This window comes from Streptomyces virginiae (assembly GCF_040638905.1).
Classification (GTDB): domain Bacteria; phylum Actinomycetota; class Actinomycetes; order Streptomycetales; family Streptomycetaceae; genus Streptomyces; species Streptomyces virginiae_B.
Map to the genome: position 1 here is coordinate 25,650 of NZ_JBEZYV010000013.1, position 13,359 is coordinate 39,008.

9 protein-coding genes are annotated in these 13,359 nt (G+C 74.4%); all 9 read right to left on the reverse strand.

Going from position 1 to position 13,359, the window contains the following annotated elements:
* Nucleotides 1-222 precede the first annotated feature (222 nt).
* The 9 genes from AB0F82_RS19765 to AB0F82_RS19805 all read right to left on the reverse strand — a co-directional run bounded on the left by AB0F82_RS19765 (nt 223) and on the right by AB0F82_RS19805 (nt 13,346).
* Entirely contained in the window at nt 223-3,660 is a 3,438-nt protein-coding gene (locus tag AB0F82_RS19765) for a hypothetical protein (RefSeq protein ID WP_362629278.1), read from the reverse strand.
* Nucleotides 3,661-3,764: 104 nt separating this feature from the next.
* Nucleotides 3,765-4,427, reverse strand: coding sequence for a CE1759 family FMN reductase (locus tag AB0F82_RS19770; RefSeq protein ID WP_362629281.1), 663 nt, complete (start codon nt 4,425-4,427; stop codon nt 3,765-3,767).
* A complete protein-coding gene (locus tag AB0F82_RS19775) occupies nt 4,424-5,539 on the reverse strand; it encodes an LLM class flavin-dependent oxidoreductase (protein ID WP_362629284.1) in 1,116 nt (371 codons plus the stop codon). The genes AB0F82_RS19770 and AB0F82_RS19775 overlap by 4 nt, the downstream gene beginning before the upstream one ends.
* A gap of 163 nt (nt 5,540-5,702) precedes the next feature.
* A complete protein-coding gene (locus AB0F82_RS19780) occupies nt 5,703-6,407 on the reverse strand; it encodes a hypothetical protein (protein WP_362629287.1) in 705 nt (234 codons plus the stop codon).
* 107 nt (nt 6,408-6,514) lie between these two features.
* A complete protein-coding gene (locus AB0F82_RS19785) occupies nt 6,515-7,120 on the reverse strand; it encodes a hypothetical protein (RefSeq protein WP_362629289.1) in 606 nt (201 codons plus the stop codon).
* 381 nt (nt 7,121-7,501) lie between these two features.
* Entirely contained in the window at nt 7,502-8,488 is a 987-nt protein-coding gene (locus AB0F82_RS19790) for an ABC transporter substrate-binding protein (protein ID WP_436842116.1), read from the reverse strand.
* Between the two features lies 1 nt (nt 8,489).
* Nucleotides 8,490-10,376 carry an ABC transporter permease subunit gene (locus tag AB0F82_RS19795; RefSeq protein WP_390074714.1) on the reverse strand — a complete coding sequence of 629 codons (1,887 nt, stop codon included), beginning with the start codon at nt 10,374-10,376 and terminating at the stop codon, nt 8,490-8,492.
* 256 nt (nt 10,377-10,632) lie between these two features.
* Nucleotides 10,633-11,733, reverse strand: a complete 1,101-nt coding sequence (locus AB0F82_RS19800) for a quaternary amine ABC transporter ATP-binding protein (RefSeq protein ID WP_362629295.1) — start codon at nt 11,731-11,733, stop codon at nt 10,633-10,635.
* Nucleotides 11,730-13,346, reverse strand: a complete 1,617-nt coding sequence (locus AB0F82_RS19805; RefSeq protein ID WP_362629298.1) for a GMC family oxidoreductase — start codon at nt 13,344-13,346, stop codon at nt 11,730-11,732. Before AB0F82_RS19805 ends, AB0F82_RS19800 begins: the two co-directional genes overlap by 4 nt.
* Between the last annotated feature and the right edge of the window lie 13 nt (nt 13,347-13,359).

The window sequence follows — 13,359 nt, forward strand, 5'->3', positions numbered from 1 at the left end:
GGCGCGCCGCAGCGCTCGGCCGGCGGGTGCAGCTCGTCCGTCGTCCGGACCGGCCGCGGGGCGTCAGTCGCGCGAGGCGTCGTCGAGGGCGGCCGTGCCGTCCTTCGTACGTCCAAGGTTCACGGCGCACAGCCTCGCGCCGGGCGGTGTCCGCTCTCCATGCCCGGCGGAGGCGTTGACTGTCCAGTCCTGTCCGCACCTGTTCGCGGTGCCAGGGCGGGCTCAGGTCCCGCGCAGGTCCGTGGCGTACGCCGCCTCCCTGACTTCCAGGTCGGGGTGGCGGCGCAGGTCGACGACGGCGGCGCGGCAGGGGTCCGGCCAGTTCTGGCGGCACCCGAGGGCGGTGGCCAGGGCGACGGCGAGGAGTCCCTGCACGACACCGCCGTCGGCGCCCAGGGAACGGACCGCGGCGAGGGCGGCCGTGGGGTCGGCGAGCGGGTCGCCGTACCGGTGATTGTCTTCGAGGTCCTCCGCCACCCGGCCCGCGAGGACGGGGCGGTCCCCGATCGCCGCGATCAGCTCGTGCAGCGCGATCAGCAGTTCTGGCTCGGCCGCCGCCAGGTCGACCGCCCGGACGAGGAGGGCGGTGCGGGTGGCGGTGACGGCCTGTTCCGTCGCCATCTGCCGGGCGAGGGCCGCGTAGATCCGGCGGTCGCGAATCCACGACTCGGCGAGGTGGTGCAGGCGGCGGCGTGCCGGCAGGTCCCCGCCGGGTCCGCCGCCCTCCGCTTCTCCGGCCGCGACGCGTTCCAGCAGCCGTTCCACGACGCCGTGGAGGAGGCTGCCGGGCGCCACCCCGCCGACGGGGTGCGGCAGTTCGGACTGGGCCAGCTCCAACAGCCCGCTGCGCGACCGCCACTCCGGCAGGGGTGAGGTGAAGTCGGTGTAGAGGTCCGCCAGCATCGTCCCGGCCGCAGGTGCGTACCGAGCCCAGTCGGCGAGCTCGCGCACGGCCTCGTCCACGGTGTGTTCCTCGGCGACCAGGGGCAGCCTGGCGACGAGCGCCCCGTACCGGGGCCGGTGGGCCGGGGCCAGGTCCCCCGGGCTCCAGTCCAGCAGTGCGCGCCGGGCGACGTCCGGCCCGTGGGCGACCGCCGATTCCAGCAGGGCCCACATCTCCGCATCCGGCAGCAGTGCCGGGGCCAGGCCGACGACGGTGGCGTGCACGTCCGGATGGACGCCCGGGGTACGGCCCGCGGCGGCCAGGAGCGCGGTGGCGGCGCCCGGGGCGAGGTGGCGGACGGCGAGCCGGGCCGCCGCCTTCCGGACGGTGACCTTCACTCCGCTCTCGCGGGTCAGGACGTCCCCGACCAGGGCCGCGACCCGGCTGGGCCTGGCGTGGGCCGCCGCCCGGCCGGCCGCGGACCATGCCGCTGCGGCCCCTTCGCCGCCGGCGTGGTCGAGCAGGGCGGCGAGGGCCGAGGCGGGGTCGCAGGTGTGGGCGGACGCGTCCAGGGCCGCATCCGTCAGGGCCCGTGCCCGGCCGGGCGCGGTGTCGTCGGCCGCGGCCGCGTACCGCTGGAGCAGGGCCCGTCCGTACTCGGGTACCGGGGCCACCGCCCGCAGAAGCGCGGCGCGCTCGTCGAGGCCGCGGCCGGGATCGGCGACGACGGCCGCGGCCAGCCCTACCGCGGCCTCCTGCTGCCGGGGCAGCCACCGGTCGGCGTACCGGAAGGGCGGCATGGGCCGGGGCGCGCCGGCCGCCGGGAATCGGCCGTCCGGGGGCGGGGCCTGCGGCAGCGCGCGGTCCAGCAGGTCGGTGCGCTCCGCAGCGAGTACGGCGAGCACCGGGGGCAGGAACACCGCGGAGGGCTCCAGCGCCAGCAGCTTCGTGAGGCGGTCGCCGCGGGTCGCGGGGTCGGCCAGCCAGGCCGCGGCGACCTCCGCGAAGCGGGCGTCCGGGCAGGTGTGGAGGGCCTGTTCGAGGCGGTCCTGGAGTTCCGGGATCCGGTGGGCGCGGTGTCCGCAGGCCGTGACCAGCGCGAGCAGGGGCGCCACGTCCCCGTGGGCGGCGGCTCGGTCCAGCCACGGGCGGAGGGCGTCGACGACGGCGCGTATCGCGCCGGTGCGCCGGATGCTGCCCGGTGGGCCGAGTTCCACCGTGCCGGTGTGCGCGGTCAGCGCCTCCAGCATGCGTACGGCGGTCCTCGGGGCGGCGGGGGCGGCGGTCGTGTCCGTGGCGGCGGCGAGCAGGGCCACGGCCAGGGTCCGGATGGTGTCCCGGGTCATCGGCGCGCAGTCCCGGGCCCGCAGGGCGTCCAGCGACAGCCGTTCCAGGAACTCTGACCCGCTCCGCCCGCCGACGGGCGGGGTGACTCCGAGGGCCCGAACGAGCAGCGGTACGGGCAGGCCGGCGAAGGCGGCCAGGGCCTCCCTGCGTACGGGGTCCCGCTCGCCCGCCAGCCGGCCGGCGGCCAGCGCGAGGACCTCGGCCACCTCGTGCGGATCGCGGGTGTGGCCGGCGTTGAGGGTCAGCTGTTCCCAGACCGTCCCCCGATCGTCGGCGTCGCCGGTGCCGAGGGCCGACAGGAGTTCGGGGCGGGCCTCGGCGGGCGGCAGGAGGGCGAGCGGGAACCACAGTTCCCAGCCCGTGCGGCGTTCGGTGCCGAGTCCCTCGATCAGGGAGCGGGCCCTTGCGTGCCGTTCGGCGGCAGGCAGCAGGGCGAGGACGCCTGCGTGCGCGCCGAGTTTCCGGCGGGAGCCGCCCTCAGCGACGACGGCGTCCAGGAAGCCGGGCCGGCGCGCCGGTGGCACCGACCGCAGCAGGACGCAGAAGGCGTTCCGGTGGAACCACCGGGCACCGAGCCCGGGCAGCGACGGCGGGTCCGCCGCCACCAGCTGCCGCAGGACCGCCGGGCCGGGGGTCCGTTCCCAGCGCGCGGCCGTCCGGGCGGGGTCGGCGAACCAGCGGGCGACGCGCTCGGCGTCCACCGCGACGAGGTGGCCCAGCCGGCCGTGCACCGGATCGGGCAGGTTGTCCGGGCCGTAACGTTCCAGCAGGTCCAGGACCCGCCCGGGAGCGGCGGGCAAGGCGGCGGCGATCGCGGTGGCGTGCCGCTTCCACCAGCGTTCGCGCAACGGCTCGGGGAGGGCGCCGAGTTCGCGCTCCGCGTGGTCGAGGACGGCGACGGGGTGGCGGGCGGCCAGCGTGCTCCAGTCCTCGAAGGCGAGCGCCCCGGCGAGTTCGGGCAGCAGCCTCGCCGTGAACTCCGGCGAGCAGCCCGGCAGGAGGCGGGCCGCGTCCTGGTCGCCGTACTCGGTGCGCGCCCGGAGGGCCAGCCGCTCGGCGAGCCGGGGCCGTCGTCCGTCGCGCAGCAGCCGTGCCAGATCGGCCCGGACCACCGCGGGCGCGTCGTCGTACGCGGCCTCGACAGCGGCGTCGGGGACGGGCAGCCGGCGGGCGCCGCGGAGCGCGTAGCGGCGTACGACGGGGTCGCTGTCGGCGAGGCGCGCGGCGAGGTGCGCGATGTCTCCGCCGGTGAGGGCGGCCAGCGCGGCGAGGCGGCGCTCGTACGGGCCGCGCGCGTCCAGGGCGGTGAGCAGGGGCCGCAGTGCCTCCCGGGCTGCGAGCCGGTGGGCCGTGACGGCGGTGTACCGGAGCCGGGCGGCGTGCGGGAGGGGTTCGAGGGCGACGAGCAGGTCGTCGGCGGTAGAGGTCATCGCTGGGCATTGTGCCTGCTGAGGCGGCCTCGGCCCCATCGAATATCGGGCGCCCGCCGCCCGCGGGCGGTGCGCAGCGGGCGGCGGGCGTGGCATGGCAGCGGTTACGGGACCCGCAGCGCTGCCAGCCGCTGTTCGAATGGCACCGTCACGAACCCGTCCGCCGGGTCCACCGACGTGATCGCCCCGGTCAGCGAACGAGGTGTGATCGCGGCGGCGGTGTCGACGTCGGGGGCGGCGCCCGGTCCGGGGACCGCGGCGGGCGTCGTGAAGCGTGCCAGCTCGGCGCCCGCCCGGGCGATCCGCTGCGCCAGTCCCTCCTCGCCCCAGTCCTCCGAGGCCGCGTACACGGCGGTCGGCAGGACGAGCGCCCGCAGGTAGGTGAAGAGCGGGCGCAGTGCGTGCTCGGTGACCAGGGAGTGCCGGGCCGTGCCGCCGGTCGCGCCGAGGAGTACCGGCTTGCCGGTGAGGGAGTCCTTGTCGATGAGGTCGAAGAAGGACTTGAACAGGCCGCTGTACGAGCCGGCGAACACCGGTGTCACGGCGATCAGGCCGTCCGCGGCGGCCACCGCGTCGAGCGCGGAGGCCAGCCGGGCGGGCGGGAAGCCGGTGACGAAGTGCTGGGCGATCTCGGTCGCCAGCTCCCTCAGCTCGATGACTTCGGTTGCGGCGTCCACGTGTTCCAGGGTGGCGGCCGCGAGGCGGTCGGCGAGCAGACGTGTGGAGGAGGGCGAGCTCAGTCCCGCCGATACGACGACGATCTTCATGCTTGCGTCTCCTCCTCAGGCGTTTCCCGGGCCGCGGTCGCGGCGACGGCCGCGACCCGGGCGGCGTGGGTCGGCGCGTCGGGCACGCCGGCCGCGCGCAGGTTCGCGAACTCCTTGCGCAGCACCGGTACGACCTCTTCGCCGAGCAGGTCGAGCTGCTCCAGGACGGTCTTCAGGGGCAGGCCCGCGTGGTCCATCAGGAACAGCTGGCGCTGGTAGTCGCCCGCGTAGTCCCGGAAGGACAGGGTCCGCTCGATGACCTGCTGGGGCGAGCCGACGGTCAGTGGCGTCTGGGAGGTGAACTCCTCCAGCGACGGGCCGTGGCCGTAGACCGGCGCGTTGTCGAAGTACGGGCGGAACTCGCGCACCGCGTCCTGCGAGTTCCTGCGCATGAACACCTGGCCGCCGAGACCGACGATGGCCTGCTCGGGGGTGCCGTGTCCGTAGTGGGCGTAGCGCTGCCGGTAGAGGTTCACCATCTGCTCGGTGTGGGAGGCCGGCCAGAAGATGTTGTTGTGGAAGAAGCCGTCGCCGTAGTACGCGGCCTGCTCGGCGATCTCCGGTGACCGGATGGAGCCGTGCCATACGAAGGGGGCGACGCCGTCGAGGGGGCGGGGGGTGGCGGTGAAGGACTGCAGCGGTGTGCGGAACTTGCCCTTCCAGGTGACGACTTCCTCGTCCCAGAGGCGGCGCAGGAGGGCGTAGTTCTCGACGGCGAGGTCGATGCCGTCGCGGATGTCCTTGCCGAACCAGGGGTAGACCGGTCCGGTGTTGCCGCGGCCCGTCATCACGTCGACGCGGCCGTCCGCGACGTGCTGGAGCATCGCGAAGTCCTCGGCGATCTTCACCGGGTCGTTCGTGGTGATCAGTGTGGTCGAGGTCGACAGGATGAGGTTCTCGGTGCGTGCGGCGATGTAGCCGAGCATGGTCGTCGGCGAGGAGGGGACGAAGGGCGGGTTGTGGTGCTCGCCGGTGGCGAAGACGTCGAGGCCGACCTCCTCGGCCTTCTGCGCGATGGCGAGCATCGCCTTGATGCGTTCGTGCTCGCTGGGCACGCGTCCGGTCGTCGGATCGGCCGTGACGTCACCGACGGTGAAGATCCCGAACTGCATGGCTCCCCTTCCCGAGGTTGTTTATGATTCAACTATACCGGGAACGAGGGGCGCGACCGCGGTATTCCCGCAGGCGCAGGGGTGGGGGTGCCGCGGCCGGCGGAACGGTCGGGGCGGCGGTCCGGGCGGCAGTCGGGGCGGCCGACGACTGGGCCGAGGACGGTCAGGCGGAAGCGTTCCAGGCGGTGGTGAGCCCGTCCAGCCACGCGGGCGGCAGCTCCACGGCGTCCCACTCCTCGCGCAGCTCCCGCGGTGCGGCGGCGAGCCGCTCCAGCACGGCGATGCTCGTGGCGGAGTGCAGGAGCGAATAGCGGCCGTGCATCGTGATGGCACTGTCCGGGCCGTACCCGGCGAACATCCGCTCCAGCCGGGCCCGGTGGTCCGCGGCGAACCCCGTCAGCCGCCCGGCGTATCCGGCCCGCTGCCGGGGGCTCATGGTGCCGAGGACGGCGGCGAGGACCTCGTCCGTCACCTCCGGATCCAGCTCCGACGCCGCGGTGAACGACAGGAACAGGGGCGTGACCGCCACCCGTGCCCGCTCCACCTCCATGCGCCTGGCGCGGGGCCGCTCCCCCGCCTGGCCCTGCTCGCCTTCCACGCCGACGGCCCGTACCAGGGTCCGCTCGGCGACGGCGCCGAGCTGCTCCAGTACGTCCCGGGCGCCGGCCCCCTCCTCCCCCGGCGCCCGGCGGGCGGCGCTCAGCTCCTCGTGTGCGAGGGCCAGGGCGCCCGCTTCCAGGAGCCCGATCAGTTGCCGCGCATCATCGGACGGGACCCCCGCCCGCGCAAGGAGCTGCAGCAGTGTCGCCCTCGCGTTCTCGACGCTTACCTCGTCCGGCCACTGCCGCCCCCCGTCGGCCACGCTCATCAGATCCTCCTCATCACAGCGATCAAGGGCACCGTAGGCCCTTGATCCTTCCAGACCTCCGCCGGCGCCGCCGACCGATGTGGGGGCGGCCGGGCCGGCTCCGGCCGTCAGGGCCGCAGGCCGGCTCGCCCGAGGGCGATCTCGGACAGGGCGGAGATGGCCTGCGGGTCGCCGCGGCGCCAGGCGTCCGCGAGGCCGCCGGGCGGGGCGGGGATCGCGCAGAGGTCGCCCGGGGGGCCGGTGAGGGCGCGCAGGGCGAGCAGGTCGGCGCCGCCGGGAGTGGTGAGCAGGCTCCGGATGGCGGCGCTGCGACGGATCCAGCGCAGGCGGAGGGACAGCCACAGCAGGAGCACGCAGGCCACGGGGACGACGATCAGTGCGAGCGTGACCAGGAAGGCCACCTGGCCGACGGTGTCCTGGAGCGACTGTCCGGCGTCGGCGAGCCCGGTCCCGGCGTCGGCCGCGGACCGGAACGGCGTCTTCAGGAGGTCGCCGACGAGCGGTACCCGTGAGGCCGTCTCCCCTGCGTCGACGAGGGCGGCGGCCAGGCTGTCGCCGGAACTCTCCACCTTCCGCCCGGGCTCGGCCAACTGCATGATCGCGTCGTGGACGGCCAGGGCGAACGCCACCGCGGCGGCGATCAGGAGCACCGCGGTCAAATCCGCGAGCATCTGGCGGTTCCGCCGCGCGGGGGTCTGGGCGTAGAGAAGCAACGGCCGCTCCTGTTCCGGTCATGGCATCGGGAAGACCGGCCCGGCCGGCGACGCGACCCGGCCGGTCACCCGACCGTACGCCGCCCCCGCCCCTCACCCGTGCGCCCACGGGCCCGGGCCCACGAGACGATGCCGGATTGGCGCAGCCGACCCGCCTGCGGCGGGCACCAGCGGAGCAGAGCGCTCAGCAGCGGAGCGGAGCGCTCAGCTCACCACGTACGCGGCCGGCAGTGTGTCGGCCCGCAGGCGCAGCTCGGCCGTCAGGGCGCCGCGGATCCAGCCGCCGACGTCTGCCGTGGCTCCCCCTCAGCGTTCAGGGGGACAGCCTCGCACCGCCCGGCGTGCCCTCCCCCGCAGGGGAGGGCACGCGGTGGGCGGCCGTCAGGTCAGCCAGGGCTTCCAGACGGGCTCGTTGCGTTCCACCCACTTCTTCGCCGCCTGCTCCGGGGACAGCTTCTCCTCGGCGATCATCAGGGAGACCTCGTTCTGCTGGGCCTTCGTCCAGTGGAACTTCTTCAGGAACTCGGCCGCATCTCCGCCCGACCGGGCGAAGCGCGTGTTGAGGTACTTCTGCAGCGGTGTGTGCGGGTAGGCGCAGGCCACCTTCTCCGGGTCGTCCGCGCAGCCCTCGGTGTACTCCGGCAGCTTCACCTCGGTCATCGGGACGCGCTCGAAGAGCCACTGCGGCTCGTACCAGTACGTCAGGAACGGTTTCTTCTCCTTGGCGAACTGCTTGATCTGGGTGATCTGGGCGGCCTCGGAGCCGGCGAAGACCACTTCGTAGTCCAGGCCCAGGTTCTTCACCAGCGCCTTGTCGTTCGTGATGTAGGACGGGGAGCCGTCCATCAGCTGGCCCTTGCCGCGGCTCTCCGGTGTGCGCAGCCGGTCGGCGTACTTGTCGAGGTTCTTCCAGTCGGTGACGTCGGGATGCGCCTCCGCGAAGTACGTGGGGACGAACCAGCCGATGTGGCCCGTCAACCCCAGGTCTCCGCCGCGGGTGATGGTCTTCTTGCCCTCGACGTACCGCTTCTCCTGTTCGGGGTGTCCCCAGTCCTCCAGGATCGCGTCGACGCGCCCCTGGCTGAGGGCGTCCCACGCGGGCACCTCGTCGACCTGGACGGTGTCCACGCGGTAGCCCAGCTCGTGTTCGAGCAGATAGGAGGCGACGGCGGTGTTCGCCTGGGCGCCGACCCACGACTGGACGGAGAGGGTGACGGTCTTCGCGCCCTCGGCCGCGGCGTACGGGGAGGACTGGCGGGTCATGTCGGCGGCCCCGCAGCCGGTGAGGACGGCGAGTCCGGTGGCGGCGGCGAGGACGGCCGCGCCGCGCGGGCGGCGCAGGGTGCGCCGGTGGTTCGTGCCGCGCATGTCAGGCCTCCTTCGCGGGCTGGGTGACACGGTCGAGGAGCAGGCCGAGGCAGACGATCGCGGCGCCGGCCACCAGGCCGGTGGCGAGGTCGCCCTGCGCGAGGCCGAGGACGACGTCGTAGCCGAGTGCGCCGCCGCCGACGAGGCCGCCGATGATGACGACGGCGAGGACCAGGACCACGGCCTGGTTGACGGCCAGCAGCAGGGCGGGCCGGGCGAGCGGCAGCTGGACCTGGCGCAGCAGCTGTGCGCGGGTCGCGCCGAGCGAGCGGGCGGATTCCACGACGGCCGGGTCCACCTCGCGCAGGCCCTGGACGGTGATCCGGACGACGGCGGGCAGCGCGTACACGACCGCGGCCGCGGCGGCCGGGGCGCGGCCGACGCCGAACAGCGCGACGACGGGGATGAGGTAGACGAACTGCGGCAGGGTCTGGCAGATGTCGAGGACGGGCCTCAGCATCCGCTCGGCCCGGGCGCTGCGGGCGGCTCCCACGGCGATCGCGAAGCCGAGTACGAGCGTGACCGCCACGGCGGCCAGGACCTGGGACAGGGTGTCCAGGGAGGCTTCCCACACTCCGAGCACCCCGACGGCGCCGAGGGCGAGGACCGCGGTGAGGGCGGTGCGCCAGGTGCCGGCGAGCAGGGCGAGCGCGCAGGCCACGAGCAGGAGCAGCCACCAGGGGGTGGCCTGGAGCCCGCCGCGCAGCGGGTCGAGGATCCAGCCGGTGAAGCGGGCGGCCCAGTCGGCGGTGCCGCCGACGACGGGTACGCCGGAGTAGAGGTGGTCGGTCATCCAGGCGACGGCGGAGTTCACCGGATCGGCCACGGAGACGGTCCAGGACTCCGGCCATACGGAGGTGCCGGCCATCCGGCCGACGACGGCGACGGCCACCGCTGCGAGGAGGGTGAGCAGGCGTCCGTACCAGCCGGAGAACACCCGCCGCAGCAGGTGCTGTTCGCCGAGGGGTACGGGGTCGGCGCCGAGCCGCCGGCCCGCGGCGTCGGCGGTGCGGTCCAGCACCACGGCCAGCAGCACGATCGGGATGCCGGCGGCGAGGGCGGCGCCGACGTCCACGGAGGCGAGGGCCTGGTAGACGCGGTCGCCCAGGCCGCCCGCGCCGATCACGGAGGCGATGACGGCCATGGACAGGCCGGTCATGATGGCCTGGTTGACGCCGAGCAGGAGCTGGCGGCGCGCGAGCGGAAGCCGGGCGGTGAGCAGCCGCTGGCGGCCGGTGGCGCCGAGCGAGGCGGCGGCTTCCATGACGCCCGCGTCGGCCTCGCGCAGGCCGAGGGCGGTGAGGCGGGCCATGGGCGGGGCGGCGTATACCACGGTGGCGAGGACGGCGGCGGGCACGCCGATGCCGAAGACCAGGACCATCGGCAGCAGGTAGGCGAAGGCAGGCAGGATCTGCATGGTGTCGAGTACGGGGCGCAGTACGCGGTCGGCGCGCGGGGACAGCCCCGCGGCGAGGCCCAGCAGGGTGCCGAGTACGACGGAGGCGGCCACGGCGACGACCATCAGCGCGAGGGTCTGCATGGTCGGCACCCACATGCCGAGCAGTCCGCAGGCCGCGAAGGCGGCGGCGCAGGTCGCGGCGAGCCGGATGCCGGCGAGGCGCCAGGCGACCAGGGCGGCCAGGGCGGTGACTCCGGTCCAGCCGGCGGCGAGGAGGAGCACGTACACGGCGCGGACGGACACCACGACGGCGTTGCTGACATGGCCGAAGAAGTAGAGGAACAGGGGGTGGCTGTCACGGTGGTCGATGATCCACTCGCCGGCGCGGCCGAGCGGGCCGGAAAGGTCCACGGCGAGTGCCGCGGGCCAGCTGCCCGCGGCCGGGAAGGCCATGGCGAGGGGGATCAGCAGGGCGACGGCGACGCCCATGGGGAGGAGGAACGCGCGGCCCGCGGCCAGGCCGCGCAGGCCTCTGCGGGGGCGGTCCTGAGCAGCGGGCGCGGTGTGGGAGGGCCCCGGGCCGCCGGGCCGGTCGGTGGCCTGCGGGGCTCCCTCGGGGGCGGTGGCGCGGGAGCCCGGAACGCGGGCCGGGGTGTGCGTTGTCGTGTGGGCCGCAGTCGCGGTCATGCGCACCACCTCCGTGTGTGAGGGACGGGGACGGGGACCGCGGGACGGGCGGGGCAGGTCACGCCGCCACCCCCCGTCCGGTGGGAGCCGGGAGCCCGGCGACCACGGCGAGGAGCCCGGCGTCGTCGACGACGCCCAGGCAGCGGCCGCCGTCGACGACGCGGGCCGGTCCGCCGCTGACGGCGACGGCCTGGATGGCCTCGACGACGGTGGTGGCGGGGGCCAGCGCGGGACCCTGTTCGGCCTCGCCGGCGGTGGCGGGGCGCATCGCGGTGCGGACGGTGAGCACCTGTTCGCGCGGGACGTCGCGGACGAAGTCCCGTACGTAGTCGTCGGCCGGGGACCCGACGATCTCCTCGGGCGTGCCCAGCTGGACGATGCGGCCGTCGCGCATCAGCGCGATCCGGTCCCCCAGGCGCAGGGCCTCGGCCAGGTCGTGGGTGATGAAGACCATGGTGCGGCCCTCCTCGTGGTGGAGCCTGGCGACCTCCTCCTGCATCTCGCGCCGGATGAGGGGGTCGAGCGCACTGAACGGCTCGTCGAACAGGAGCACTTCGGGGTCGGCGGCGAGGGCGCGGGCCAGGCCGACGCGCTGCTGCTGGCCGCCCGAGAGCTGGCCGGGGCGCCGGTGCTCCAGTCCGTCCAGGCCGACCTTGGCGACGAGTTCGGCGGCCTTGTCCCGGCGGTCGCCGCGGCCGACGCCCTGGATCTCCAGTCCGTACGCAACGTTGTCGAGGACGGTGCGGTGCGGGAGCAGGCCGAAGTGCTGGAAGACCATCGCGGCCCGGTGGCGGCGCAGGGCGCGCAGCCGGGTGGCGTCCATGGCCAGGACGTCCTCGCCGTCGATGGCCAGGCTTCCGGCGGTCGGCTCGATCAGCCGGGTGAGGCAGCGTACGAGGGTGGACTTGCCGGATCCCGAGAGACCCATCACGACGAAGACCTCACCCTTGCGGACGTCGAAGGTGACGTCGCGGACGGCCGCGGTGCAGCCGGTTCGCTCGCGCAGTTCGGCGGCGGACAGGTCGGCGTCGGCGGAGCCGGGGACCTTCGCGGCGGCCTTGTCGGGGCCGAAGACCTTCCAGAGGCCGTCCACGGAGAAGACGGACGTCGCGGCGGGATCGGCGGGCGCAGGGGCGGCGGCGGGGGTGGTGGTGTTCATCGGGCAGCACCGTCCCGGGTGAGGAGTTCGGCTGCCTTTTCGCCGACCATGAGCACTCCGATCATCGGGTTGACGGCGGGGATCGTCGGGAAGACGGAAGCGTCGGCGATGCGTATGCCTTCGAGTCCGCGGATCTTCAGGTCCGGGCCGACGACGGCCCCGGGGTCGTCGGCGGCGCCCATCCGGCAGGTGCCGGCCGGGTGGTAGACGGTGTGCGCGACGGAACGGGCGTAGGCGCTCAGCTCCTCGTCGCCGGTGATCTCCGGGCCGGGACAGACCTCGCGCCCGAGCCAGCCGGCGAGCGGCTCGGTCGCGGCGATCTTGCGGGCGAGCTTGATTCCGTCCACCAGGGTCCGGCCGTCGTAGTCGTCCTCGTCCGTGAAGTAGCGGAAGTCCAGGGCCGGCTTGACCTCGGGGTCGGCACTGGTCAGGTAGAGGCGGCCGCGGCTGCGCGGCTTGGGGATGTTGGGGGTCATCGACACTCCGTGCGCGGGGCGTTCGTAGCCGAGGCGCTCGGGATTGTCGGTGAAGGGGACCTGGTAGAAGTGGAACATCAGGTCGGGCCCCGCGGATTCGGGGTCGCGCCGGACGAAGAGGCCCGCGTCGCTGTCCATCGCGGAGTTCTCAGGTATCGGGCCGTCGGTCTCCCAGACGATCACCGACTCGGGGTGGTCGAGCAGGTTCTCCCCGACGCCGGGCAGGTCGTGCACCGGCGGGATGCCGAGGGCTTCCAGGTCCGCGCGCGGGCCGATGCCCGAGTGCAGCAGGAGCCGCGGGGTGTCCACGGCGCCGGCGCACACGATCACCTCGCGGCGTGCGGTGAGGAGGGACTCCGTGCCGTCCGCGGCGCGTACGCGGACTCCGCGCGCCCGGGTGCCGTCGAGTTCGAGGCGGTGGGCCCATGTCTCCAGGAGGATCCGGAGGTTGGGGCGTTCGTCCATGACGGGGTGGAGGTAGGCCACCGACGCGGAGGAGCGTTTGTTGTCCTCGGGGTGGTAGGCGAGGTCGAAGAAGCCGGCGCCCTCGTGGAAGGGCTTGCGGTTGAAGCCCTCGACGCGCGGGACGCCCAGGGCGTTCTGCGCGGCGTCGACGAAGTCGCGCGCGATGGCGTTGCGGTCCTTCTCGGCCACCGGGACGATGTTGTTGAGGAGCTTGTCGAAATACGGCTCCATGGCGGCCGCGTGCCAGCCCTCGGCCCCCGCCGCCTCCCACTCGTCCCAGTCGGAGGGCAACGGCTTGAAGGAGATCAGGGTGTTGTGCGAGGAGCAGCCGCCGAGGACGCGGGCGCGGCTGTGGCGGATGTGCGAATTGCCGCGGGGCTGCTCGGTGGTGGGGTAGTCGTAGTCGAGTTCACCGCCGAGCAGGCCCATCCAGCGGCGCAGGGTGAGCACGTCGGGGCGGTCGACGTCGCTGGGGCCGCCCTCGATGACGGCGACGGTGACGTCCGGGTCCTCGGTCAGGCGGGAGGCGATCACCGAGCCGGCGGTGCCGCCGCCGACGACGACGTAGTCGTACCGGTACTCGTGCACGGCCTCGGGCTCGTGCGCGGACTCGTCTTCGTGTACCGACTCGTGTGGGTCCGCGGGCGTGGGGATGTGCGTGGGGGTGGTCATGCTCTGCTCCTCC